At 61.9% G+C, this 22,580-nt stretch carries 27 protein-coding genes; all 27 read right to left on the bottom strand.

Features of this window, described 5'->3' with window-relative positions; translation table 11 throughout:
• Window positions 1-19 precede the first annotated feature (19 nt).
• The 27 genes from H3U90_RS05340 to rpsJ all read right to left on the bottom strand — a co-directional run bounded on the left by H3U90_RS05340 (window position 20) and on the right by rpsJ (window position 22,486).
• The gene (locus H3U90_RS05340; RefSeq protein ID WP_198177324.1) at window positions 20-2,698 is read right to left on the bottom strand and encodes a glycoside hydrolase family 2 TIM barrel-domain containing protein; all 2,679 of its coding nucleotides are present in this window, start codon (window positions 2,696-2,698) and stop codon (window positions 20-22) included.
• Entirely contained in the window at window positions 2,695-6,060 is a 3,366-nt protein-coding gene (locus tag H3U90_RS05335) for a DUF5107 domain-containing protein (RefSeq protein ID WP_198177323.1), read from the bottom strand. The genes H3U90_RS05340 and H3U90_RS05335 overlap by 4 nt, the downstream gene beginning before the upstream one ends.
• Window positions 6,061-6,344: 284 nt before the next feature.
• Entirely contained in the window at window positions 6,345-8,357 is a 2,013-nt protein-coding gene (locus tag H3U90_RS05330) for an ABC transporter ATP-binding protein (protein ID WP_198177322.1), read from the bottom strand.
• A complete protein-coding gene (locus H3U90_RS05325) occupies window positions 8,350-10,155 on the bottom strand; it encodes an ABC transporter ATP-binding protein (protein WP_415873742.1) in 1,806 nt (601 codons plus the stop codon). Before H3U90_RS05325 ends, H3U90_RS05330 begins: the two co-directional genes overlap by 8 nt.
• Before the next feature lie 333 nt (window positions 10,156-10,488).
• Window positions 10,489-11,061 (bottom strand): adenylate kinase, encoded by a 573-nt coding sequence (locus H3U90_RS05320; protein WP_198177320.1) that lies wholly within the window; start codon window positions 11,059-11,061, stop codon window positions 10,489-10,491.
• 246 nt (window positions 11,062-11,307) lie between these two features.
• The gene (secY, locus tag H3U90_RS05315; RefSeq protein WP_198177319.1) at window positions 11,308-12,636 is read right to left on the bottom strand and encodes a preprotein translocase subunit SecY; all 1,329 of its coding nucleotides are present in this window, start codon (window positions 12,634-12,636) and stop codon (window positions 11,308-11,310) included.
• 184 nt (window positions 12,637-12,820) lie between these two features.
• Window positions 12,821-13,285, bottom strand: a complete 465-nt coding sequence (gene rplO, locus H3U90_RS05310; protein WP_045935711.1) for a 50S ribosomal protein L15 — start codon at window positions 13,283-13,285, stop codon at window positions 12,821-12,823.
• A 2-nt stretch (window positions 13,286-13,287) separates the two neighbouring features.
• Entirely contained in the window at window positions 13,288-13,473 is a 186-nt protein-coding gene (gene rpmD / locus H3U90_RS05305; RefSeq protein ID WP_015022341.1) for a 50S ribosomal protein L30, read from the bottom strand.
• Window positions 13,473-14,234 carry a 30S ribosomal protein S5 gene (gene rpsE / locus H3U90_RS05300; RefSeq protein WP_024626785.1) on the bottom strand — a complete coding sequence of 254 codons (762 nt, stop codon included), beginning with the start codon at window positions 14,232-14,234 and terminating at the stop codon, window positions 13,473-13,475. The genes rpmD and rpsE overlap by 1 nt, the downstream gene beginning before the upstream one ends.
• Complete coding sequence (gene rplR / locus H3U90_RS05295; RefSeq protein WP_029678064.1) at window positions 14,231-14,602, bottom strand: 50S ribosomal protein L18; 372 nt, start codon at window positions 14,600-14,602, stop codon at window positions 14,231-14,233. The genes rpsE and rplR overlap by 4 nt, the downstream gene beginning before the upstream one ends.
• A 1-nt stretch (window position 14,603) precedes the next feature.
• A complete protein-coding gene (gene rplF / locus H3U90_RS05290) occupies window positions 14,604-15,143 on the bottom strand; it encodes a 50S ribosomal protein L6 (protein WP_015022344.1) in 540 nt (179 codons plus the stop codon).
• Window positions 15,144-15,159: 16 nt separating this feature from the next.
• Complete coding sequence (gene rpsH / locus H3U90_RS05285; RefSeq protein WP_024626787.1) at window positions 15,160-15,558, bottom strand: 30S ribosomal protein S8; 399 nt, start codon at window positions 15,556-15,558, stop codon at window positions 15,160-15,162.
• Window positions 15,559-15,638: 80 nt separating this feature from the next.
• Window positions 15,639-15,824 (bottom strand): type Z 30S ribosomal protein S14, encoded by a 186-nt coding sequence (locus H3U90_RS05280; protein ID WP_015022346.1) that lies wholly within the window; start codon window positions 15,822-15,824, stop codon window positions 15,639-15,641.
• Window position 15,825: 1 nt separating this feature from the next.
• Window positions 15,826-16,398, bottom strand: a complete 573-nt coding sequence (rplE, locus tag H3U90_RS05275) for a 50S ribosomal protein L5 (RefSeq protein WP_024626788.1) — start codon at window positions 16,396-16,398, stop codon at window positions 15,826-15,828.
• Window positions 16,395-16,730, bottom strand: a complete 336-nt coding sequence (gene rplX, locus H3U90_RS05270; RefSeq protein WP_015022348.1) for a 50S ribosomal protein L24 — start codon at window positions 16,728-16,730, stop codon at window positions 16,395-16,397. The genes rplE and rplX overlap by 4 nt, the downstream gene beginning before the upstream one ends.
• A 1-nt stretch (window position 16,731) precedes the next feature.
• Entirely contained in the window at window positions 16,732-17,100 is a 369-nt protein-coding gene (rplN, locus tag H3U90_RS05265) for a 50S ribosomal protein L14 (RefSeq protein WP_015022349.1), read from the bottom strand.
• 79 nt (window positions 17,101-17,179) lie between these two features.
• A complete protein-coding gene (gene rpsQ / locus H3U90_RS05260) occupies window positions 17,180-17,446 on the bottom strand; it encodes a 30S ribosomal protein S17 (RefSeq protein ID WP_015022350.1) in 267 nt (88 codons plus the stop codon).
• 2 nt (window positions 17,447-17,448) lie between these two features.
• A complete protein-coding gene (gene rpmC / locus H3U90_RS05255; protein WP_015022351.1) occupies window positions 17,449-17,712 on the bottom strand; it encodes a 50S ribosomal protein L29 in 264 nt (87 codons plus the stop codon).
• The gene (gene rplP / locus H3U90_RS05250; RefSeq protein WP_198177318.1) at window positions 17,712-18,131 is read right to left on the bottom strand and encodes a 50S ribosomal protein L16; all 420 of its coding nucleotides are present in this window, start codon (window positions 18,129-18,131) and stop codon (window positions 17,712-17,714) included. The genes rpmC and rplP overlap by 1 nt, the downstream gene beginning before the upstream one ends.
• A gap of 3 nt (window positions 18,132-18,134) precedes the next feature.
• Window positions 18,135-18,980 carry a 30S ribosomal protein S3 gene (gene rpsC / locus H3U90_RS05245; RefSeq protein ID WP_029678066.1) on the bottom strand — a complete coding sequence of 282 codons (846 nt, stop codon included), beginning with the start codon at window positions 18,978-18,980 and terminating at the stop codon, window positions 18,135-18,137.
• The gene (rplV, locus tag H3U90_RS05240) at window positions 18,980-19,339 is read right to left on the bottom strand and encodes a 50S ribosomal protein L22 (protein ID WP_024626790.1); all 360 of its coding nucleotides are present in this window, start codon (window positions 19,337-19,339) and stop codon (window positions 18,980-18,982) included. The genes rpsC and rplV overlap by 1 nt, the downstream gene beginning before the upstream one ends.
• A gap of 21 nt (window positions 19,340-19,360) precedes the next feature.
• Window positions 19,361-19,639, bottom strand: a complete 279-nt coding sequence (rpsS, locus tag H3U90_RS05235; protein WP_015022355.1) for a 30S ribosomal protein S19 — start codon at window positions 19,637-19,639, stop codon at window positions 19,361-19,363.
• A 15-nt stretch (window positions 19,640-19,654) separates the two neighbouring features.
• Entirely contained in the window at window positions 19,655-20,485 is an 831-nt protein-coding gene (gene rplB, locus H3U90_RS05230) for a 50S ribosomal protein L2 (protein WP_015022356.1), read from the bottom strand.
• A 35-nt stretch (window positions 20,486-20,520) separates the two neighbouring features.
• Window positions 20,521-20,823: a 50S ribosomal protein L23 gene (gene rplW / locus H3U90_RS05225; protein WP_015022357.1), complete on the bottom strand. Its 303-nt coding sequence runs from the start codon at window positions 20,821-20,823 to the stop codon at window positions 20,521-20,523.
• Window positions 20,824-20,828: 5 nt separating this feature from the next.
• Window positions 20,829-21,503 (bottom strand): 50S ribosomal protein L4, encoded by a 675-nt coding sequence (rplD, locus tag H3U90_RS05220; RefSeq protein ID WP_198177317.1) that lies wholly within the window; start codon window positions 21,501-21,503, stop codon window positions 20,829-20,831.
• A gap of 4 nt (window positions 21,504-21,507) precedes the next feature.
• Entirely contained in the window at window positions 21,508-22,161 is a 654-nt protein-coding gene (gene rplC, locus H3U90_RS05215; protein ID WP_015022359.1) for a 50S ribosomal protein L3, read from the bottom strand.
• A 16-nt stretch (window positions 22,162-22,177) separates the two neighbouring features.
• Complete coding sequence (gene rpsJ, locus H3U90_RS05210) at window positions 22,178-22,486, bottom strand: 30S ribosomal protein S10 (RefSeq protein ID WP_006295278.1); 309 nt, start codon at window positions 22,484-22,486, stop codon at window positions 22,178-22,180.
• Between the last annotated feature and the right edge of the window lie 94 nt (window positions 22,487-22,580).

Below are 22,580 nucleotides of genomic sequence, written 5' to 3'. Positions count from 1 at the left end.
CTTTGGCGGACAGCGGGACTCAGGCGACCAGCTGGTCGATGACCTCGGGATCGATCCGCTGGCGCGGGTTGAAGTCCTCGGAGCCCAGATACCGATAGATGCTGGACTGAAGGGCCCGAGCCTCCGGATATTCGGTCAGATTCTGCAGGCCCATGGAGGAGAGCAGAAGCCGGCCTTTGCCGCAACGGCATTCCAGCAGCTGCGTCATGGGTCGCAGGTAGGCGTAGCTGTCCATCTCGGTGATGATGGACTGGTAGCGCTCGGGCAGGATGATGGCCCGCTGGGTGGCCATGGGCCACCACTGCCAGTCGGTGTGCGGGTCGGTCGGAAAATCTGCGAAAACAGGGTGGTCGGACTGAATGAACTGCCCCATGGTGCCGCTCTGTTCCTTGAACGTTCCCACCGACCAGAAGTCCGTGGAGAAGTGAGCCTGAACGGATCTGGGCAGGGATTGGGCCGTGGAGTCGGGACTCAGATAGACCGTGCCCCCCTGATCCAGAATCCGACGCGCCTGACGGTCGAACCTCCTGGCCTCGTACAGACCGTCTGGACGGTCAGACTGGCTGCCCTGGTAGACCCAGACCGGATAGACGTTGGCCACGCCGTCGATCTCCAGACTCAGACGGCAGCGTTGGTTGCCTTCAACTCCGTCCAGAGGCAATTCGAAGGCCCCCAGTTCAGTCAGCTTGCCCACCGGACATGTGACCTGACGGAAGACACGCTCCTGATCAACCCCCCGGCCCTGCAACCGCAGCCGCAGATCACCCTGCAGCGTACGTCGGCCGTAGTTGGCCACCTTGACCGTCCCTGAGAGCTTCTCCCGGCTGGTATAGGCGTAGCGGTCCATGACTGCCAGCGGCAACTGGTCGGTGAAGAAGGACCGGAAGCGTTCAGGGCGGGCGAAGGGAAAGCGCTTGGGGTGCAGATGGGCGTCCATCATGCCCACCAGAGCCGTGCCCTGTCCGGGGAAGTCCTGAAGACCCAGCAGCGAAAGCCCAGACATGGAGGGCGTTCGCAGGACGGACTCCACCTCCTCCCGGTAGCAGATCCGCGACAGTTCGCCTGTAGCGGCCACCCAATCCAGCCAGGTGTGCCGGTCCAGGCCGGATTCAAGGACCCTGTCACGAATCATTGCATAGTTGTCGGGACGGGTGACCCCGGTGAACTCCTCGATCTCCCGGAAGTCAGGCAGCACCTCATACTGCCCTACCTCGAATCCATAGACCGGCACCTCGCACTCTTTGCGGACTTCCTGCATGGAGTCCTCGAAATTGTGGGCAGTGCCCGGATGAACCGCGTTTGTGGACCCACGCATGTTGGCGAAGCAGCAGCGCAGGTCGTGGCCCTTATAAGACTCAGAAGTGTAGACCTCGTTGCAGTCGTCGCTGCCAAGCTGACCATAGTGCGGGTTGGAGGAATTGGCATAGAGCCGGGTATCGTCAATGCCTCGCGCATCCTCAATCAGCTGAGCCATGCGCTGGTGACCGGTCGCATCCGCAGACAGCTCGTTGCCCAGGGTGAGCATGACAAAGGAGGGGTGGTTGGCCAGGAAGAGCAGTGTCTGCTCCAGTTCGGTGCGATAGTAGCGGTAACTGACATCCTCCTGGAAGGCATGTTGGTGGTCCCAATGGGAGAGCTCGGGCTGCATCATCATCCCCACTCGGTCCGCCGCGATGAAGGCTGCTTCAGGAGGGCAGTGTGAATGGAAGCGGACCACATTCACTCCGTATGACCGGTAGGCCTCCAGAATATGGATCCAGGAGCCCACGTCCATGGGCGGGAAGCCGGTCTGCGGGAACTCAGCACAATTGGCCTCGCCACGGAGGAAGAAGGCCCTCCCGTTCAGCGCCAGTCTCCCCTGCTCATCGGCAGCGAAGTCACGGATGCCGAAGTCCGTGCTGACCCGCGAGAGCACCCTGGCTCCGTCCGGCGTCAGGAGTTCAACTGTCATGCCGTGCAGACAGCCCTGGTATTCGTCCCAGCGATCCGCCCGGGCATCAAGCTGCAGATCGGACCAGGTCAGTGTTCGCCGCCCCGGTTCCAGGTCTGCAGCGACCTCCAGAGGCTGGGCCAGCGCATCGGAAGAGAGCCTCAGGCGACCATGAAATCCTTGTCCCGAATCCACATCGGCCTCTACGGTCAGCGCATCGCCATGGGGGTAGGCACGAACCCTGTCCAGGAAGGTATCCTCCTCCACACGCAGGTCGATGTTCCCCAGAAGCCCGTTCCAGTTGGTCTGGGTGTGGTCAGTGGCGGTCGAGGAATCCAGGATGGCGTCGTGGGGCATGCCCTGGTAGGCGTTGTCGGAATCCACCTGCAGCAGGTCATCGCCCGTCAGCAGCCCAGTCAGCTCGAAGACATGCGGCGTGTTCAGGGTCTGGGGGCGATAGGGCTCAGCCGGATGTTCGCCGACCCTGACCTCCAGGCGGCGAGCGCGCTCAACCTCGAAGAAGACCCTCCGCCCCGGCTGTGGGGTCCATCGGATCTGCCGGGACAGCCTGACCGTCCCTTCAAAGGTATGCCGCCTGGTCAGCCGAGAACCGATGGGGCCGGGCTTGTCACTGCCATAGTTGGCTGACAGCTCCTGATCATCATGTCCGAGTCCGTTGGTGTCCAACGTGCCTGGCAAGAGGACGGTCCCCTGCAGCTCAGACGGGGACTCAACCCGCCAGGCTCCGGTCAATGCCACCTTGGTCATGCTTTCCTCCCGGTAAGAATTGCCCTGTGGTCCAATTCATCAGTGAACAACCCGGCCTGAATATGGCCGGCATCCAGTTCCAGCACCTGCTTCAGGCACTCCCGAGCCTGATCGATCTGCCCTGTGCCGATGCCCGCCAGGGCCATCAGGTAGAGGCAGTGGACCCGGTTCATGCGTGTATAGTCCGCATCGAAGGTCAGGAAGTCGGGCAGGGAGACCGCGAAGTAGTCCTTTTCCACGTGGTCGTCCAAGTGCTGCTCGCCGAAGTCCAGCAGCCGGTAGTAGCAGGCGTTGGCCGGACCCTGCTCGCCCAGGGCCTGATGGGCCAGCCCCTGGAAGAGGACCATCTCAGCGGGTTGGTCGTTGTAGTAGAGCGACTCCCCCACCTGCCCGGAACCCAGGCAGGCCAGACGAAACTCCTGATCCGCAGCTTCCTCGTTACCTGCGGCTCGTCTGACCAGCCCCAGGTAGTAGTGAAGATCGTTGTCCTTCTGGCCTTCCAGTTTGCCTTCGCCCAAGTTCTCCGGATACTTCATGGCTCGCTCCAGCAGATCAGCAGCGCGGTCCCAGTCCTTGGCCGCCATGGCGTCCTTGGCCATCAGTTTCAGGGAGATTCTGTATTGGGCGGTGATCTTGCCCTCGCCGCCCTCCCAGGGATGGAAGTGCCGGCCGCTCATCAGCCGATAGGCCCGTTCGTAGCCGCCAGTCTGATTGAGCAGACTCAGGTATTCGATGTACAGATCGTCCCTGCGGGCCACAACCTCCGGATGCTGCTCGAATTCTTTCAGTCGCCGGGCAAAGCTCCAGCCCATCAGCCTGTGGAGCTGATCCCGCTCCAGAAAGACCCGGGCGTCTTCGGGATCCAACCGACAGGCGGTCTCGATTTCCTGATTGGCGGCCTGCCAATCGTGTCTCTTGTTGCCATAGGCGATGGCCAGGTTGCGGTGGACGGTGGCGAAGTCGGGATCCAGTTGCCGGGAGTGCTCCCAGAGCTTGATGGCCCGGTCCGTCAGAGACTTGTCGTAGTAGAGGCAGCCCAGATAATAGGCTGCCTTGGGACCGTCGACCAGGGTCATGGCCGTGCGCAGGGGGGCGATATCATCCAGGGAATTGGGGAAGCAGTAGTCCGAAGGCGCGGCCTCAGCGGCTTGGAAGGCCTGAAGGGCCCGATCCTTCCGACCCAGCAGGTGCAGATACCAGCCTTGATAATACCGGACCATGGGCTGCTGCTGATCGGCCTGGCCCAGCAGCTGCAGCGCCTCCTCATAGGCGCCGAATGCGGCATAGTCTCGTGCCGTCCGCAGCAGGTTGAGGTAATCCCCGCGCATCAGTCCGGACAGCTCGTCCGGATCACCGCCTGCCAGGACCCGCTCGTAGCCGGATACGAAGTCGAAACGATTCAGGGCCAGGTTCTCGCGGACCACTTGGTCCGCCTGATCCTGCCTGCCCAGCCGACGCAGCAGATAGGCCTTGAGCCCACGAGCCCTGATGTTGTCGGTGTTGCGGGTCAGGGCACGCTGGACGAAGTCCAGAGCCTGCTCCAGCTGGCCGCGACATGCCGTAATGCAGGCCAGGCAGAAGAAGGCCCGTTCCTTTTGCGCATCATCCCAGGTGGCCTTGTAGAAGGCGTCGTAGGCCTGGTCCATTCGTCCCTGATAGCTCAAGGCGAGGCCCAGATTGTAATGGGCCTCGGAATCATAGGGTTGGCTGTTACGCCAGGTCAACCGCTTGATGGCCGTGCGGAAGTGCCGCTCGGCTCCGGCGAAGTCGCCGCGTCGAAGCAGGAGTCGGCCGTAGGCGTTGTTGATGCGGGCATCGCCCGGGTCACGCTTGAGCCCCTCCAGGTAGTAGGGATCAGGCCGGTAGGTGGCGTGGCGGTACTGTTCCAGGTGCAGACCGGTCAGCAGCAGTTCCTCGTTGGTGGCGATACGTTCCGGCCGATCGGCGGCCTGTGCCGGCTCGGGAATCCTTCCGCCGGCGGGCGGCTGTGGACGATAGCTGACCAGGAGCCGTCCTTGAGCGTCCTCCACCCGGGCTGTCAGCGCAGTGGCCGGACGATCACCTGTCTCGAATTCGGCCCTGACCTGGTTGTCGGGGCCTAGGGTGCCCTGCCACTGGTAGAGGATGGATCCGTCATCTGCAGCGACCTGGACACGCGCATCCTTTTGAACCCGTGTGGCGTAGACGGTGACTCGCCCCTGCCCGGCCTTCAGCCCCTGGGCCTCGATCCCCTCATGCTCTCCGGCAGCTCCGAAGGTCTGCTCGGGGCCGACCTCCAGGTTCAGGGCCGCATCCACGCTGGCGTTCTTGACCAGCCCCACCTGCTTGTAGGGCATGAAGTACTGGGTGAAGGTCTTGCCCTCGTAGGGCTTGAGCCAGGTGAAGTCCGGCTGGTTGTCGGTGAAGACCCCGGTCATCAGCTCCACGTAGGGGCCGTCGGCATCGGTCAGATTGCGATCCCAGGCGTGGCCGAAGTCCCCGCAGCCCCAGGTCCACTGCTTCTTGCCCGGGGAGATGTGATGGTCAGCCACATGCAGAATGCCCGCCTGCCGGGAGAAATCGTAGCCGCCGACGAAGTCATAGTCCGAATGGGCAGCCATATAGGAGGTGGGCACCGGCACGTTCTTGTAGCGGCTGATATCCACTCCCTGGGAATAGTCGTGCTTGTAGTAGGTCCCCGTGGCGATGGGATAGCGGGAGACGTCGCGCTTGCCATGGTCCATGACCGCAGTGACATCTGGCGGCATGACGGTCCTGGTGTGCTCGTTGACCGCCACGGCCGGGTTGGCCCACCAGAGGAAGGACTGCGGCAAAGGCGTGCCGTTGTAGAGCCGGGCCGAGATTTCGATGACGCTGAGCCCGGGATGCAGGGCGATGGTCGTGGTGACCTGGGTGCCGTATATGCGGTCGGTATCATGGCAGACCACCGCCTTGCCACCGTCCGGTAGGTCCTTGAGCGTGCAGTCCACCGGGAGGAAGGTGCTGGGCCGGTGGTGCTGCGGCCAGTTGAACTCGATGCCGCCGGAAATCCAAGGGCCGGTCAGGCCCACCAGGGCAGGTTTGATGACCCGGTTGCGGTAGACGAAGTCATAGTCGTTGGTCTTGTCCCGGGCATACTGGATGCGTCCGCCCAGCTCAGGCAGGACGGTCACCTCCAGGTATTCGTTCTCCAGAATGACCGCCTTGTAGTCCTGATCCTTGCATTCATCCGAGATGGTCTCGATGACCGGGTAGGGATAGACCCGACCCGAAGAACCCTGGTAGACTCGATTTTCAATAAATTGCGGATTCTTGTCCGGTTTTCCGATTCCGTAGGTTGGAATCGTCAGCTCTGTGACTTTCACTGTGACGCCCATGGTCATCAGCCCCTTGTCTGCTCAGCAAAACTGTATATATTTGCTCTCAGTCTATAGTCGGAATCGGCCCTCAGAACTGCATAAATTGTTTGAAAATATTAAAAAATTGCTACTGAGTCCTATGACTGACCGGCACTTGTTCAGCTCGGGGCGACAGCTGAGAATGGACGGGGACATACACATGAAAGGGGGTCGGCCCATCAAGGACCGACCCCCTAGGCTGGCATTCGCCTTGCGCCGGGTCATACCTTTCGGCGCCTTCCTTTGACCTTCGGCAATCCCGGAGAACCCTACTCCAGTTCCAGGGCTCCGGTGTAGAGCTGGTAGTACTCGCCATGTTTGGCTATCAGCTCATCGTGATTGCCGCGCTCGATGATTCGCCCGTGGTCCAGGACCATGATCACATCGGAGTTGCGAACCGTGGAGAGCCTATGGGCGATGACGAAGACCGTCCTGCCGCGCATCAGCGCGTCCATGCCCTGCTGGACCACCTCCTCGGTTCGGGTGTCGATTGAGGAAGTGGCTTCGTCCAGAATCATGGCCGGAGGATCCGCCACCGCCGCCCTGGCAATGGAAATCAGCTGGCGCTGACCCTGGGACAATCCGCTTCCATCACCTTCAAGAACGGTCTGATAACCCTGGGGAAGCATGCGGATGAAGCTGTCGGCGTTGGTCATCCTGGCAGCTTCGATGCACTCCTCGTCCGTGGCGTCCAGTCGCCCATAGCGGATGTTGTCCAGGACGGTGCCCGTGAAGAGGTTGACATCCTGAAGGACGATGCCCAGGGAGCGGCGGAGGTCAGGCTTGCGGATATTCCTCACATCGATCCCGTCATAGAGGATCTGCCCCTGCTGGATGTCGTAGAAACGGTTGATCAGGTTGGTGATCGTGGTCTTGCCGGCACCTGTGGCACCGACCAGCGCCACCTTCTGCCCGGGCTTGGCGAACCAGGTGATATCGTGCAGGACAGGCTTGCTCGGGTCGTATCCGAAGCTGACGTCGGTGAATCGCACATCCCCCTGGAGGAGGGTGTATCTCCCGTCAGGGGAGGTGATGGCCTGATCCTTGGCCTTCAGGGCCACATCACGGGCATCGCCGGGAAGCTTCATGGCGGCCTCCAACGAGCGCCTGCCGTCGTCATCCGCCTCGCGCTTCCAGGCCCAGTGCCCTGTTTCGTGATCGACGGGGGTCATGGTCCGTCCGTCCGAGGCCAGTTCGACACTGACCAATCTGACCGTACCCTGGTCGGACTCGGCAGGCTGGTCCATCAGGTCGAAGATCCGGGAGGCGCCGGCCAGGGCCATCATGACCATGTTGAATTGCATGGAGACCTGGCCGATGGGGTTGATGAAGGAGCGGGAAAGGGTAAGGAGGGAGACGATGGTTCCCAGGGTCAGCGGCCCCGCTCCGGTCAGTCCTACATTGCCCATGCCCGCAATGCCGGCCAGCCCACCGACGATGGCCAGGATGACATAGAGCAGGTAGCCCATGTTGCCCACGACCGGCATGGTGACATTGCCGTAGGTGTTGGCCTGGGCCGAGGCCTGGAAGAGCTCCTCGTTCCTCTCCGCGAAGACCTTGGCGGTGGCATCCTCATGGTTGAAGACCTTGACGACCTTCTGCCCGTTGACGGCCTCTTCGACGAAGGCGTTCACCTGGCCCAGATAGCGCTGCTGGTGAACAAAGTACCGGCCGCTTCGGGTGACCAGAACCCGGACCACCACAATCAGGACCGCCGCGAAGACCAGGGTCAGGACGGTGAAGGGAATGGAGAGCCAAAGCATGGAGATCAGGGCCGCCAGAGCGGACAGGACCGAGGAGACCATCTGCGGGAAGGACTGGGAGATGGCCTGCCGGAGGGTATCCGTGTCGTTGGTGTAGCGGCTCATGGTGTCGCCGTGCTCATGGGTGTCGAAGAAGCCGATGGGCAGTTCCTGCTGGTGGGCGAACATCTGGTCGCGGATCGTCTTCAGGGTGCCCTGTTCCACCTTGACGATCAGCCAGTTCCAGAACCAGGAGCAGAAGGTCCCCACCGCATAGAGGCAGCCCATCAGAATCAGGGTTCTCAGCAACGGTCCCCAGTCAGGGTTGTCGGCCCCGACCAGCGGCAGGATGTAGTTGTCGATAAGCGGCTGGAGGAAGAAGGCCGATGCCGCCTGGGCCCCGGCGCTGATGATGATGCAGACAACTATTACCGCCAGCTGCCAGCGGTAGGCCAGCAAGTAGCTCAGGATGCGACGGGTCGTTCCCGGCGCGGCCTTGTCCAGGCGGGGCTTGCGGTCCTTGAATGATCCGTCACTCATGGTCCTTGTCCTCCTCGCTCTGGTTCCTGGTCTGTGATTCGTAGATGGATCGGTACTCCTGACATGTTCCCAGGAGCTCCTGGTGGGTGCCCTTGTCGAGAATCCTGCCCTCTTCCAGGACCACGATCATGTCGGCATCCTCTACAGAGGCTAGACGCTGGGAGATGATGATCTTGGTGGTGTCGGGAATCTCCTGACTGAAGGCCCGGCGGATCAGCTGGTCGGTCTTGGTGTCCACGGCGCTGGTCGAGTCATCCAGAATCAGGATGTCAGGCTTCTTCAGAAGGGCCCGTGCTATGCACAGACGCTGTCGCTGGCCGCCGGAGAGGTTGGTGCCGCCCTCGTCCAGGTAGGTCTGATACCCGTCAGGAAACTCCCGCACGAAATCGTCGGCCTGAGCCAGGGTACAGGCTCGCACCAGCTCGTCGTCCGTGGCCTCAGGGTTGCCCCAGCGCAGATTCTCGGCGATGGTCCCGGTGAAGAGGACATTCTTCTGGAGCACCATGGCCACCTGATCGCGCAGGACGGTCAGGTCGTACTGACGCACATCCACCCCGCCCACCTGGAGGGACCCCTCTGTCACGTCATAGAGACGAGGAATGAGCTGAACCAGACTGGACTTGGAGGAGCCGGTCCCGCCCACGATGCCCAGGGTGGAGCCCGAGGGAACGTCCAGATTGACATGGCTCAGAACGGGGCGTTCGGACCGGTCCGAGTAGCGGAAGGTCACATCCTGGAAGCTGATGGATCCATCGGCCACCTTCATGATCGGATTGGCGGGATCATGCACGGTGCTGACCTCGTTCAGCACCTGGCAGATACGCTCGGCGGAAGCCTGGGAGATGACCACCATGACCACGATCATGGAGACCATGTTCATGGCCATCATGATCTGGATGGCATAGGTGACCAGGGCGGTCAGATCGCCCGTGGTCAGCCCCAGGGCGGCGTTGTTCCCGGAGGCCACAATCTGGGAGGCGCCCATCCAGGATATGACCAGCAAAGAGGCGTAGATGCAGAAGTTCAACAGCGCCGGGTTCAGGCTCATGATCCGCTCGGCCTTGCAGAAGGCCCGGTAGATGGCCAAAGAAATCCCGTTGAATTTGCGCTCTTCGTAGTCCTCCCGGTTGTAGGACTTGACCACCCTGATGCCCTGGAGGTTCTCGTCCACCACATTGTTGAGGTGGTCGTAGGTGTGGAAGACGCGCTCGAAGATGGGGTGAACCAGCAGGGACAAGCCAATCAGCCCGAAGCCCAGGATGGGGATGGCAATCAGGAAGACCAGTGATATGGGCCTGGAGATCCTATAAGAAAAGAGCCAGGCCACGATGACCATGATCGGCGCCCTGACCCCGACCCTGATGACCATCTGATAGGCATGCTGCAGGTTGGTCACATCAGTGGTCAGCCTGGTGATGATGGAGCCGGTGGAGAAGCGGTCGATGTTGGTGAAGCTGAAGGACTGCACCTTGTCGAACAGATCGCTGCGGACATTCTTGGCCAGGCCGGAAGAGGCGATGGCCGCATACCGTCCGGACATGAACCCGGAGAAAAGCGAGACGGCGGAACAGGCCAACAATATCAGCCCGAACTTGAAGATGGCCGGCATGGACCTTCCCGAGACCCCTTGGTCGATCAGGGAGGCCATGATGGTCGGAATCACAATCTCTAGAACGCTTTCAAGAAAAACGAAGGCCGGAGCCAGAAAGCTCGCCTTCCGGTATTCGCGCAGGGAGCGCAGGATGGTTCGGATGGTATGCTTCGGACGCGCTGGTTCCTGTTTTTCCGATCTGACCACGGATGCAGTAGACCCCTTCAAGTGGACCTCTTCTGTTTCTGTACTGATTTCTCTATCTTTTACGGCCAATCACCGACATGCAATACCCTCGAAAGAGGGTCTGAATGCACCTAGGCTATCATCCTGTCCGCCAGGGTTGGGCGGACGGGTGCGGATTTCCGCCCTCCACAAAAAGAAGCTGTCACGCCCCTTGGGGTCATGCAGCTTCTTTGCTCCAGTTGGTCTTGCCAGCGGGTCCTGCCTGTGTGCTCCGAACAGGCATGCGTGGCCCTGCTCATTGACCGGGATCGTTGATTGAGCCAGTGACAGACCCCTCGCCTGACAGGCTATGAATCAGCGCTTGTCCAACCGGGCGATAATCTCCTTGGAGATCTGGTCGACCTCACCCTGGCCATCCACTGCGACCAGAAGGCCACGGGACTTATAGGTGTTCAGCAGGGGGGCAGTCTCCTTGGCATAGATATCCAGACGCTTGGCGATGGCCTCGGGGGTATCGTCCGCCCGCCCCTCTTCCCTTGCCCGCTTGGCGATGCGCTGCATGAGCACGTCATGGTCGGCATCCAGGGCCACCACAGCCGTCAGCGGAGTGCCAAGCTCCTGGAGCATCTTGTCCAGCGCCTCGACCTGGGAGGCCGAACGGGGGTAGCCGTCCAGAATCCAGCCCTGGGCTGCGTCGTCCATGCCCAGGCGGTCCTTGACGATCTTGTTGGTCAGCTCGTCTGGAACCAGCTCACCCTTGTCGGTGTAGGCCTTGGCCTGCTTGCCCAGTTCGGTTCCATTCTTGAGGTTATAGCGGAAGATATCGCCGGTGGAAATGGCCGGAATCCCGTAATGCTTGCTGAGCAAGGCCGCCTGCGTGCCCTTGCCAACACCTTGAGGTCCCATGATCAACAGTCTCTGTGCCATTCCCTATCCTTTGCTCGATATTCTTTTGCTCTCAGCTCTCCGGCCCCAGACGGCCTTGGCCGTCTTAACCGCGCAGAACCCTCATTTACGTATGCTAGCGGCTACCTGGCCCAATACAGGCAGCACCCACTAAACCCATGCAAACAGTTTTCCTGACACATAAAGGCCGACCCCTGCCACCAAGGGCCGGGGCCGGACCTTCAAACTGTTTAGCCTGAAATCACTCACGGGTGTTCGGCAGAAGGGTCAGCCTTCCTTGTGCTCACCCTCCAGCAGGAAACCGGTGTACTGGAACTGCTCGGTCTGGGCCCTGGCCTGTCGCAGGGTATCCAGGCCCACACCGGCGATGATCAGGATGGTGGTGCCGCCGAAGGGCAGCTTGGAGTTGATCTTCAGCAGCATGATCAGCACCGTGGGAATCAGAGCGACGAAGAGCAGATAGATGGCGCCAACCGTGTTCAGCCGATTCATCACGTATGACAGGTACCGGCTGGTGGCCCGTCCGGCCCTGATGCCCGGAATAAAGCCGCCATACTCTTTCATGTTGTCGGCCGTCTCATCAGGGTTGAAGGTGATGGACGTGTAGAAGAAGCAGAAGAAGACAATCATGACCGAGTAGAGCACGATGTACCAGACCGAGGTCGTGTTGGCCATGTTGGCATCGATCCACTTGACCCAGCTCTGATCGGAATTGCCGAACTGGGCAATTAGGGTGGGTATAGCCAAAATCGAGGAAGCGAAGATCGGGGGAATCACGCCTGACATGTTGATCTTGAGCGGCAGATAGGTGGAGGATCCGCCGTACATCTTGCGGCCAATCATCCTACGGGTGTACTGGACGGGAATACGGCGCTGAGCCAGTTCCACGTAGTCGACCAGAATCAGAATGACCAGGAGGACGGTCACGACAATGCCGAACTTGACCCAGTCGCCGTCCTTGCCGTTGGTCCCCCAACCGATGTTCCAGAGCTGGGGCAGGAAGCCGGAGCAGATGGAGATGAAGATCAGGACGGACATGCCGTTACCGATGCCCTTGTCGGTGATCAGTTCGGCCATCCACATAATCAGACCGGTGCCGCCGGTCATGATCAGAACCATGACCCCCATGTTCCACCAGGAGCTGTCAGGGATGACATGCTGTTGGCAGGCACCACCGAAGAGCGCGCCCTGGTTGGCCGTAACCAGAATGGTCGTGGACTGCAGCACCGCCAAACCAATGGTCAGATACCTGGTGTACTCGGTCAACTTGGCCTCGCCTGACTGACCCTCCTTGTGCAGAGCCTCGAAGCGAGGAATGACCACGCGCAGCAGCTGTACCACGATGGATGCAGTGATGTAGGGCATGATACCCAGTGCGAAGATGGACAGCTGCAGCAGAGCTCCGCCGGAGAACAGGTTCACCAGGCCGATGAAGTCCTCATTGCCAGCCGTGGTGATGCACTTCTGCACGGCGGGATAATCCACGCCTGGGGTAGGTATGAACGACCCGATGCGATAGATGATGATGATGCCAAGGACGAAGAAGATTTTCTTCCTCAACTCCTTGGTCTTGAAGGCCTGGATTAACGTCCTCACCTAAGTTCCCTCCCTACGCGCCCGCGCGTTGGTCCCGGTGCATCGCACCTTCTTGCTCCGACCAGCTTAGCCGATGGCTCCGTCAAACCCGACGGCAACCAGGCCGGAAACGAGTTCCGGCCCCCGCCCGCTTGGAGCGGGGAGGGCCGGAATCATCTGCCTTGCGGTCTGTCCCCTATGAGTATCAGTCCTCGGAGACGGACCCGCCTGCGGCTTCTATCTTGCTCCTGGCCGAGGCCGAGGCCTTGACGCCTTTGAGGGTGAAAGCAGCCTTGACGTCACCATCACCCAGGACCTTGACGGGGTGGCCCTTGCGGACCGCTCCCTTGTTGACCAGATCCTCGACGGTGACCTCGCCACCCTTGGGGAAGAGCCCTTCCAGAGCACCCAGGTTGACCACCTGGTACTCCTTCTTGAAGGGGCTCCTGAATCCGCGCAGCTTGGGCAGCCGCATGTACAGGGGCAGCTGGCCGCCTTCAAAGCCCGGACGGACCTGGTAGCGGGCCTTGGTGCCCTTGGTGCCACGACCGGAGGTCTTGCCCTTGGACCCCTCGCCACGACCCACACGGATGCGGTCGCGCTTGGCGCCCGGAGCCGGACGCAGGTCATGCATCTGCAGGATGGTGGGCTCTTGCTTGTCGCTGGCCATAATCAGTCTGCCTCCTCTACGTTCACCAGGTGGCGGACCTTGTCGGCCATCCCCCGGTAGACGGGGGTGTCCTCACGCAGGACTGACTGGCCGATCTTGTGAAGGCCCAGAGACCTGACGTTCTCCTTCTGGCGGTCGGTGGCATGAGCCACGCCCTTGACCAGGGTGATCTTGATCTGCTTGGTCATCACTCACCTGCCTTCGACTGCTCGTCAGCCTTGGCCTTGGCCTCTTCGCGCTCCTTGCGCTCGTCGGCGATTCCGGCGGCACGTGCGCGCAGGAGGGAGTCGGGGGCGACCTCCTCCAGAGGCAGACCACGGCGTGCCGCGATCTCCTCGGGCTCCTCCAGCTGCTTCAGGGCAGCTACAGTGGCCCGTACCATGTTGACGGCGGTGGCCGATCCCATGGACTTGCTCAGGATGTCGGTGATGCCGGCGCACTCCAGGACGGCGCGGACCGGACCACCGGCGATAACGCCGGTGCCGGGGGCTGCAGGCCTCAGGAGAACCGTGCCGGCCGCGTCGTGGCCGATCACCGGGTGGGTGACGGTGCCGCGGATGCGGGGGACGGTGAACATATGCTTCTTGGCATCCAGCTGGCCCTTGGAGATGGCTGCGGGGACCTCACGGGACTTGCCGTAGCCGACGCCCACGGTGCCCTTGCCATCGCCCACGACCACCAGAGCCGCGAAGCTGAAGGTACGGCCTCCCTTGTGGACCTTGGAGACTCGGTTGATGGTCACGACCCTGTCGAGCATGTCGTCACGCTCGTCGCGGTCACGACGACCACGACGGCCATCCCTGCGGCCGTCACGGGAACCGCCCCGACGACCGCCGCGGCGATCATCGTTCCGGTCGTTCCGGTCCCTTCTGCCACCCTGGCTGGACTGAGCGTTTGTGGAATCTTCAGTCACCTGGGTTGTTTCCTTTGTCGTTTCGTTGTCGCTCACAGTGCCAAACCTCCCTCACGGGCGCCTTCCGCAACCGCTGCGACCCTTCCGTGGTACTTGTTGCCACCACGGTCGAAGACCACGGTGGTGATGCCGGCCTTCTTGGCCTTGGCCGCAATCTGCTCGCCCACCTTGCGGGCAGCCTCGGTCTTGGTGCCCTTGAAGGAGCCGTAGTCCGAAGCCATGGTCGACTCGCTGACCAGGGTGACGCCCCTGGTGTCGTCGACAATCTGGGCGATCATGTTGCGGTTGGTCCGTGTGACCACCAGACGGGGACGCTCTGCCGTGCCGGAGACGCGCTTGCGCAGACGGGCATGGCGGCGCAGACGGGCGATCTTCTTGCCTTTGCCTAGTATCGAGACCGTCATATCACTTACCAGCCTTTCCAGCCTTGCGCAGGATGTGCTCGTCGGCGTACTTGATGCCCTTGCCCTTGTAAGGTTCGGGCGCACGCAGGGCGCGGATGTTGGCCGCGGCCTGGCCGACAGCCTGCTTGTCGATGCCGGAGACGACCACTTCGTTGGCGTTCGGCGTCTCGAAGGTGATGCCCTCCGGGGGGTCGACAGTGATGGTGTGCGAGTAGCCCAGCGAGAACTCCAGGGACTTGCCCTTGGCGACCACGCGGTAGCCGGTGCCGACGATCTGCAGGTGCTTGCTGTAGCCCTTGGAGACGCCTTCGACCATCGATGCCACGATTGAGCGGCTGAGCCCGTGCTTGGCCTTGGTGGTGCGGTCCTCGTCGGCGGGGGTCATGATGATCTCATTGCCCTCGACCTTGCCGGTGATGCCCTCAGGCAGCGTGTATCCGTCCGAGCCCTTGGGGCCCTTGGCGGTGAATTCCTGGCCCTTGAAGGCCACCTCCACACCTGCCGGAACGGCGATGGGGAGCTTACCAATATGCGATGCCATGTTCAGCTCTCCTTTCTCACCATACGTAGGCGACGATTTCGCCGCCGATGCCCCTGTCGAGGCATTCCTTCTGGGTCATCAGTCCCGAGCTGGTCGAGATGATGGCGATTCCCAGCCCGCCCAGGGGCATGGGCAGGGAATCCGACTTGGCGTACCGGCGCAGACCGGGCTTGGAGACGCGCTTGATTCCCTGGATGGACTGGCGTCCATCGGGACCGTACTTGAGCGTGATCTCCAGATCCTGCCCGACGCGCGCTTCCTTGGCGCGGTAATCGGCGATGAAACCTTCGCGCTTGAGGATCTGCGCGATGTTCGCCTTGAACTTGGAGTACGGCATATCGACTGTTTCATGCTTGGCCGCACTCGCATTACGCAGACGTGTCAGCATGTCTGCGATGGGATCTGTCATTGTCATGTGGGCTTATGCCCTTCCTCGCCGTGGTTTCCGCCGCCGGGCAGCAAACTGCCGCGACCGCGGACCTTCAGCGTCGATCTTTACCAACTGGACTTCGTCACACCCGGCAGCTCGCCGCGATGGGCCTTCTCACGAAGGCAGATGCGGCACAGGCCGAACTTGCGATAGACGGAATGGGGACGACCGCAGACCTGGCAGCGCGTGTATCCACGCACCTTGAACTTCGGCTTGCGTGCCGCCTTGTTTCTCAGAGCGGTTTTTGCCATATCAGTTCTCCTTGAAGGGGAAGCCCAGCTGCTTGAGCAGCGCCCGGGCCTCCTGATCGTTCTTGGTGGAGGTCACCACGGTGATATCCATACCACGCTGGTGATCGATCTGATCGGGATCGATCTCGTGGAACATGGACTGCTCCGTGAGACCGAAGTTGTAGTTGCCCTGGCCGTCGAACTGACGGTCGCTGATTCCGCGGAAGTCGCGGATACGGGGCAGAGCCAGGGTGAGCAGTCGATCCAGGAACTCCCACATACGCACGCCGCGCAGGGTGGCGAAGGCGCCGATGGCCTGTCCCTCACGCAGGTGGAACTGCGCCACGGACTTCTTGGCCTTGGTGATCTTGGGCTTCTGGCCGGTGATGGCCGTCAGGTCCTTGACCGCGCCCTCGATCAGCTTGGAGTCACGTGCCGCGGCCCCCACGCCCATGGAGACCACGACCTTCTCGATCCTGGGCACCTGCATGGGGTTGGAGAACTTGAACTCCTTCTCCAGCTCGGGCACGATGCTCTCACGGTACTGCTGCAGCAAACGAGGGACTGCCGGTGCTTCAACGGTGGTATCGCTCATGACAGCTCCTTGCCTGACTTCTTGGCGAAGCGGGTGCGCACGACCTTGACCTTGCCGTCACGCGCCTCCTCCTTGATGTTCACGCCGATGCGGGTCGGCTTCTTGGTCTCCGGGTCGATGACCATCACGTTGGAGCGATGGATGGGCGCCTCGGTCGGGACGATGCCCGACTCCTGACCCTGCTGGGTGGCCCGCACATGCTTCTTGACAATCTGGATACCCTCGACGATCAGGCGGTCATTGGGCAGAATCCGCAGAACCTTGCCCTCCTTGCCGCGATCCTTGCCGCGGATGACCTTGACCTGGTCGCCTGTCTTGATCTTGGCTACCACTTCAGATCACCTCCGGTGCCAGGGACACGATCTTCATGAAGCGCTTGTCGCGCAGCTCACGACCGACCGGTCCGAAGATACGAGTGCCGCGGGGCTCACGACCGGTGCCGAGGATGACCGCCGCGTTCTCGTCGAACTTGATGTAGGAGCCGTCGTGACGACGATGCTCCTTGACCGTACGGACGACGACCGCCTTGACGACCTCGCCCTTCTTGACCGACCCGCCGGGAATGGCATCCTTGACGGTGGCGACGATCACGTCGCCAATGCCGGCATAGCGTCGCTTCGACCCGCCGAGCACGCGGATGGCCAGGATCTCCTTGGCACCCGTGTTGTCGGCGACCTGAAGCCGCGATTCCTGCTGAATCATTGATTCTCCTTAGCCGCGCTGGTTCTCCGCAGACACCCCGCGCAAGGGCGGGATGAAATGCGGAGCCTGGCCGAACTTGTTACTTGGCGCGCTCGACGATGGAGTCGAGACGCCAGCGCTTGGTCTTGCTCAGAGGACGGGTCTCCATGATACTCACGAAGTCGCCCACATGGGCCTCGTTCTTCTCATCATGGGCCTTGACCTTGCGGTTGCTGCGGACGACCTTGCCGTACAGGGGGTGGGTCGAACGCTGCTCCAGCTCAACGGTGATGGTCTTGTCCATCTTGTCGGACACGACGTAGCCGCTGCGAACCTTGCGGAAGTTGCGCTCCTGCTTGTCAGCCATGCTTACTTCTCCTCAGCTTTGCTCTCGGCCTTTGCTTCGGCGGGCTCCTGGCTGATGCCCAGCTCGCGCTCACGCAGGACGGTGTACATCCTGGCGATGTCGTGCTTGACGGCCTTGAGGCGGGAGGTGTTCTCCAGCTGACCGGTGGCCGACTGGAAGCGCAGGTTGAACAGCTCTTCCTTGGACTTCTTCAGGAAATCCTCGATCTCCGCATTGGTCTTTTCATTCAGATTCTTGATGGAATACTCGGCTGTTCCGACTGACATCAGATGTCACCGCCTTCACGTGCAATAATCCGGCACTTCATGGGAAGCTTGTCAGTAGCGCGGCGAAGGGCCTCACGGGCCACATTCTCGCTCACGCCGCCGATCTCGAAGAGCACCCGGCCAGGACGGACGTTGGCCACCCAAAACTCGGGTGCACCCTTGCCGGAACCCATTCGGGATCCCAGGGCATGCTTGGTCAGGGGGCGATCCGGGAAGACCGTGATCCAGACGCGGCCGCCACGCTTGATGTACCGGGTCATGGCGATACGGGCCGCCTCGATCTGCCGGTTGGTCAGGTAGGCCGGAGCCAGGGCCTGGATGCCGTAATCGCCGAAAGCGATCTCGTTGCCGCCCTTGGACATGCCCGAACGACCCGGACGATGCTGCTTGCGGTATTTAGTCCTCTTTGGGATAAGCACGGCTCACTCCTTTGCTTCGGTTGCGACGGGGGCCGAAGCGGTCTGCTCCTGAGCCGCCGCCGGCGGCGCGGCCACACCGCTGTTCTGCTTGGCTGCATCCTGCTCGCGGCGGGTGCGTCCCTCGGAGGGACGGACGCCACGACGGGGACGACGATCGCCGCGCCGACCGGGCCGGTTGTTCTGCTGAGCCTGCTGCTCCTCGAACTGACGCTCGGTCATGTCGCCCTTGTAGATCCAGACCTTGACGCCAATGCGGCCGTAGGTGGTCCTGGCCTCGAAGAAGCCGTAGTCGATCAGGGCGCGCAGAGTCTGCAGGGGCACACGGCCCTCACGGTAGAACTCCGAGCGGCTCATCTCGGCTCCACCCAGACGACCGGACAGCTTGATCCTGATGCCCTTGGCACCGGCCCGCATGGCATCCTGCTGAGCCTTGCGCATGGCTCGGCGGAAGGTGACGCGGTTGGTCAGCTGCTCGGCGATGCCCTGAGCCACCAGCTGGGCATCGATGGAGGCGTTCTTGACCTCGAAGATGTTCAGCTGGACCTGCTTGCCGGTAATCTTCTCCAGCTTGGCGCGCACGCGCTCGGCCTCGGCTCCGCGACGACCGATGACGATGCCCGGCCGGGCGGTGTGGATGTCGACGCGCACACGGTCACGGGTCCGCTCGATGACGATCTTGGAGACGCCTGCGCGCTCCAGATCCTTGTTCATCTCCTTGCGGATCTTGTCGTCCTCAAGGACGAAGTCGCTGTAACGCTCCCCCGCCTTGTTGGAGTCGGAGTACCACTTGCTGCGGTGCTCCTCGGTGATGCCGAGTCGGTACCCAAACGGGTTGATCTTCTGCCCCATTATCGGGCTCCTTCCTTGTCGGCCACCACGACGGTGATGTGGCTGGTCCGCTTGTTGATGCGGGCCGCACGACCCTGGGCGCGGGCACGGAACCGCTTCAGGGTGGTTCCCTCGTCCACGTAGGTCTCCCGGACCATCAGCTCGTTCTCGCGGAAGGGCTGGTTGGCCTTGTCCGCCTTGACACGCGCGTTGGCGATGGCGCTCTCCAGGCACTTACGGACCGGAACGGCCGCGTCCTGGGGGGCGAACTTCAGAATGGTCACGGCCTCGGTCGCCTGCTTGCCTCGGATGAGGTCGACGACGCGGCGAGCCTTGCGAGGCGTCACGCGAACGTGACGTGCAATTGCCTTAGCTTCCATGTGTCTCTACTCTCCCTCGCCTCAGCGGCGTGCTTTCTTGTCGTCCTTCACGTGACCCCTGAAGGTCCGTGTGGGGGCGAATTCGCCGAGCTTGTGGCCGACCATGGCCTCGGTGACGAAGACCGGGACATGCTTGCGGCCATCGTGCACAGCGAAAGTGTGCCCGATGAAGTCCGGGGTGATCATGGAACGACGGGACCAGGTCTTGATGACGTTCTTGGTGCCCTTCTCGTTCTGCTCGTCGACTTTCTTCTGCAAGTGGGCGTCGACGAATGGGCCCTTCTTGATGCTACGAGTCATCTTTCCGACACTCCCTTACTTGCGGTTCTTACCATTTGGACGACGACGCACGATCATCTTGTTGGAGGCCTTCTTGGGCCTGCGGGTGCGGACCTCGCCCTTGCCCCAGGGAGACACTGGCGGCTTGCCGCCACGGGTGCGTCCGCCATGCGGGTGGTCGACCGGGTTCATGGATTCACCACGGGTGATGGGCCTGCGTCCCATCCAGCGTGCACGTCCCGCCTTGCCGAGCTGGACGTTGGCGTGGTCATTGTTGCCGACCTCGCCCACCGTTGCGCGGCAACGGGAATCGACATTGCGGATTTCACCGGAGGGCATACGCAGCTGGGCGTAGGCCCCGTCCTTGGCCACCAACTGGACGGCAGCACCGGCCGAGCGGGCGATCTTGGCGCCGCCCAGTGGCCGCAGCTCAATGGCGTGGACGATGGTGCCGGTGGGGATGTTGCGCAGAGGCAGGTTGTTGCCGGGCTTGATGTCGGCCTGGGGACCGGTCTCGATGACGTCACCCTGCTTGATGCCCTGCGGGGCGATGATGTAGCGCTTCTCGCCGTCTGCAAAGTGCAGAAGGGCGATGCGGGCCGAGCGGTTGGGATCGTATTCGATCTCAGCCACCTTGGCGGGCACACCGTCCTTGTCCCAGCGACGGAAGTCGATGAGGCGGTACTGGCGCTTGTGTCCGCCGCCGCGGTGGCGGCTGGTGACGCGGCCATAGGAGTTGCGTCCGCCGGTCTTGCTCAGCTTGCGAACCAGCGACTTCTCGGGCTTGGAGCGCGTGATTTCGGCGAAGTCCGAAACCGAGGCGTTGCGACGGCCCGCGGTCGTCGGCTTGTATGTACGGATAGCCATAATCTAGTTCTTCCTTAACTTTTCTCGGCTAGCCTTCAGTTGTTGGTACCGAAGACATCGATCGACTGGCCCTCGGCCACCTTGACGATGGCGCGCTTCTCGGCGGCGCGACGACCCCAGCCCGTACGGGTCCGGGTCCGCTTGCCCTGCCGATTCAGGGTGTTGACCGATGTGACCTTCACATTGAAGATCTGCTCGATGGCCTGCTTGATGGCGACCTTGTTGGCATCAGGGTCCACCACGAATGTGTACTGGCCGCGGTCCGAGTTGGCATAGCTCTTCTCGGAGACGACCGGACGCAGAATGATGTCGTGTGCTGGCTTGTGAATAGCTGCCATGAAAATCAGGCCTCCTTGACGGTCTCGGACTTGGCGCCGCCCTTGACAGCCAGGAAGGCATCGAAGCCATCCTTGCTGAAGACGACATCCTCGGCCGTGACCACATCGTAGGTGTTGAGCTGATCGGCGAAGAGGACATGAACGGTGGGCAGGTTCCTGACGGAGAGCCACTCGTTGATGTTCTCACGGGACAGCACGACAGTGGTGAATCTGTTGTCGACCAGGGGCAGCAGGGCTGCCTTGGCGGCCTTGGTGGACGGGGTCTCGCCAATGCCGAAGTCGACCACGTGCACGCGTCCGGCGTTGACCCTGTCGGACAGGACGTAGCGCAGGGCTGCGGCCTTCATCTTCTTGGGGGTGCGCTGGGAGTAATCGCGTGGCTGCGGGCCGTGGACAATGGCGCCACCGGTCCACTGGGGAGCGCGGATGGAGCCCTGACGAGCACGTCCGGTGCCCTTCTGCTTCCAAGGCTTGCGGCCGCCGCCGGAGACGGTGGACCGGGTCTTGACCGAGTGTGTGCCCTGGCGGGCTGCAGCCAGCTGGGCGACGACAACCTGGTGGATCAGCGGCACGTGCGAGCGGACATCCTCCTCGGCAATGCCGAAGATCTGCTCGGGTGCTTCCACGGTCCCGGTGTTCTTGCCCTGGGCGTCGGTGATGTTCAGAGTCAACTTAGCCATGGTTTCAGGCTCCCTTCACTGCCGAACGAACCAGGACGATGGCGCCGCGGGGCCCGGGCAGGGCACCCTTGATGGCGATGACGCCCTTCTCGGCATCTGCGGAGACGATGGTCAGATTCTGGACGGTCGAGGTGTCGTGACCCATGCGGCCGGCCATCCGCTTGCCCTTGAGGATGCGGCTGGGCGTTGCGCATGCGCCCACTGAACCGGGACGGCGCTCGTTCTTGTGCGAGCCGTGGGTGCGGCGGTAGGACTTGAAGCCCCAACGCTTGATGGTGCCGGCAAAGCCCTTGCCTTTGGTGGTGCCGGTCACGTCGACCTCGCTGCCCTCGGGCAGCAGGTCCAGGCCCAGCTCCTGGCCGGGCTGATAGCTGTCAGCATCGGCGGTGCGGACCTCGACCAGGTGACGACGCGGGGTCACTCCGGCCTTGGCGAAGTGGCCAGCCAGCGGCTTGGTCACCTTGGTGGGGTCGATCTGCCCGTAGCCGATCTGGATGGCCTGGTAGCCGTCCTTCTCCTGGTTCTTGACCGCGGTCACCACGTTGGTGGACACGTCCACCAGGGTCACCGGGACGAAGAAGCCGTTCTCGTCCCAGACCTGGGACATGCCCAGCTTGCGGCCCAGGAGAGCCTTGCGGTTCCTCTGCTCTTCAGCCATGCGGTTTCCTCCTCCCCTACAGCTTGATCTCAATGTTGACGTCCGCCGGCAGATCGATGTGCATCAGCGAATCCACGGCCTTGGGCGTGGGATCCACGATGTCGATCAGGCGCTTGTGGGTGCGCATCTCGAAGTGCTCGCGGGAGTCCTTGTACTTATGAGGAGAACGGATGACGACATACACGTTCTTCTCAGTCGGCAGCGGAACGGGGCCAACCACAGTTGCGCCCGCGTTCGTCACCGTCTCGACGATCTTCTTCGCCGATTGGTCGATGACCTCATGGTCATAGGACTTTAGCCTGATGCGGATTTTCTGTCCCGCCATTGCCGTCCGCCCTTTCTAGCGATCTATGAACTGATTACCCAGTCTGTTTCGAGGGCACGGAACGACGGCCACAGGAGACATTCCTCCCGACAGG

It is taken from the genome of Bifidobacterium sp. W8103, from assembly GCF_016100775.1.
Lineage (GTDB): Bacteria > Actinomycetota > Actinomycetes > Actinomycetales > Bifidobacteriaceae > Bombiscardovia > Bombiscardovia choladohabitans.
The sequence above is the reverse complement of the archived record's forward strand: the minus strand, read 5'-3'. Positions and strand labels throughout refer to the sequence as shown.

Excerpts from the sequence above, each read along its gene's own strand:
- H3U90_RS05320 (WP_198177320.1), bottom strand. The coding sequence starts at position 11,061 with ATGGCACAGAGACTGTTGATCATGGGACCTCAAGGTGTTGGCAAGGGC.
- rpmD (WP_015022341.1), bottom strand. The coding sequence starts at position 13,473 with ATGACCAAGCAGATCAAGATCACCCTGGTCAAGGGCGTGGCTCATGCC.
- rpsQ (WP_015022350.1), bottom strand. The coding sequence starts at position 17,446 with ATGGCTGACAAGCAGGAGCGCAACTTCCGCAAGGTTCGCAGCGGCTAC.
- H3U90_RS05335 (WP_198177323.1), bottom strand. The coding sequence starts at position 6,060 with ATGACCATGGGCGTCACAGTGAAAGTCACAGAGCTGACGATTCCAACC.
- H3U90_RS05280 (WP_015022346.1), bottom strand. The coding sequence starts at position 15,824 with ATGGCAAAAACCGCTCTGAGAAACAAGGCGGCACGCAAGCCGAAGTTC.
- rplD (WP_198177317.1), bottom strand. The coding sequence starts at position 21,503 with ATGGCTAAGTTGACTCTGAACATCACCGACGCCCAGGGCAAGAACACC.
- rplC (WP_015022359.1), bottom strand. The coding sequence starts at position 22,161 with ATGGCTGAAGAGCAGAGGAACCGCAAGGCTCTCCTGGGCCGCAAGCTG.
- rplO (WP_045935711.1), bottom strand. The coding sequence starts at position 13,285 with ATGGCCAGCGACAAGCAAGAGCCCACCATCCTGCAGATGCATGACCTG.
- rpmC (WP_015022351.1), bottom strand. The coding sequence starts at position 17,712 with ATGTCAGTCGGAACAGCCGAGTATTCCATCAAGAATCTGAATGAAAAG.
- rpsS (WP_015022355.1), bottom strand. The coding sequence starts at position 19,639 with ATGACTCGTAGCATCAAGAAGGGCCCATTCGTCGACGCCCACTTGCAG.
- rpsC (WP_029678066.1), bottom strand. The coding sequence starts at position 18,980 with ATGGGGCAGAAGATCAACCCGTTTGGGTACCGACTCGGCATCACCGAG.
- rplN (WP_015022349.1), bottom strand. The coding sequence starts at position 17,100 with ATGATTCAGCAGGAATCGCGGCTTCAGGTCGCCGACAACACGGGTGCC.
- rplE (WP_024626788.1), bottom strand. The coding sequence starts at position 16,398 with ATGAGCGATACCACCGTTGAAGCACCGGCAGTCCCTCGTTTGCTGCAG.
- rplB (WP_015022356.1), bottom strand. The coding sequence starts at position 20,485 with ATGGCTATCCGTACATACAAGCCGACGACCGCGGGCCGTCGCAACGCC.
- rpsJ (WP_006295278.1), bottom strand. The coding sequence starts at position 22,486 with ATGGCGGGACAGAAAATCCGCATCAGGCTAAAGTCCTATGACCATGAG.
- rplW (WP_015022357.1), bottom strand. The coding sequence starts at position 20,823 with ATGGCAGCTATTCACAAGCCAGCACACGACATCATTCTGCGTCCGGTC.
- rplF (WP_015022344.1), bottom strand. The coding sequence starts at position 15,143 with ATGGCATCGCATATTGGTAAGCTCCCCATCGCCGTTCCGGCAGGTGTG.
- rpsH (WP_024626787.1), bottom strand. The coding sequence starts at position 15,558 with ATGACAATGACAGATCCCATCGCAGACATGCTGACACGTCTGCGTAAT.
- H3U90_RS05340 (WP_198177324.1), bottom strand. The coding sequence starts at position 2,698 with ATGACCAAGGTGGCATTGACCGGAGCCTGGCGGGTTGAGTCCCCGTCT.
- rplR (WP_029678064.1), bottom strand. The coding sequence starts at position 14,602 with ATGACGGTCTCGATACTAGGCAAAGGCAAGAAGATCGCCCGTCTGCGC.
- rplV (WP_024626790.1), bottom strand. The coding sequence starts at position 19,339 with ATGGAAGCTAAGGCAATTGCACGTCACGTTCGCGTGACGCCTCGCAAG.
- H3U90_RS05330 (WP_198177322.1), bottom strand. The coding sequence starts at position 8,357 with ATGAGTGACGGATCATTCAAGGACCGCAAGCCCCGCCTGGACAAGGCC.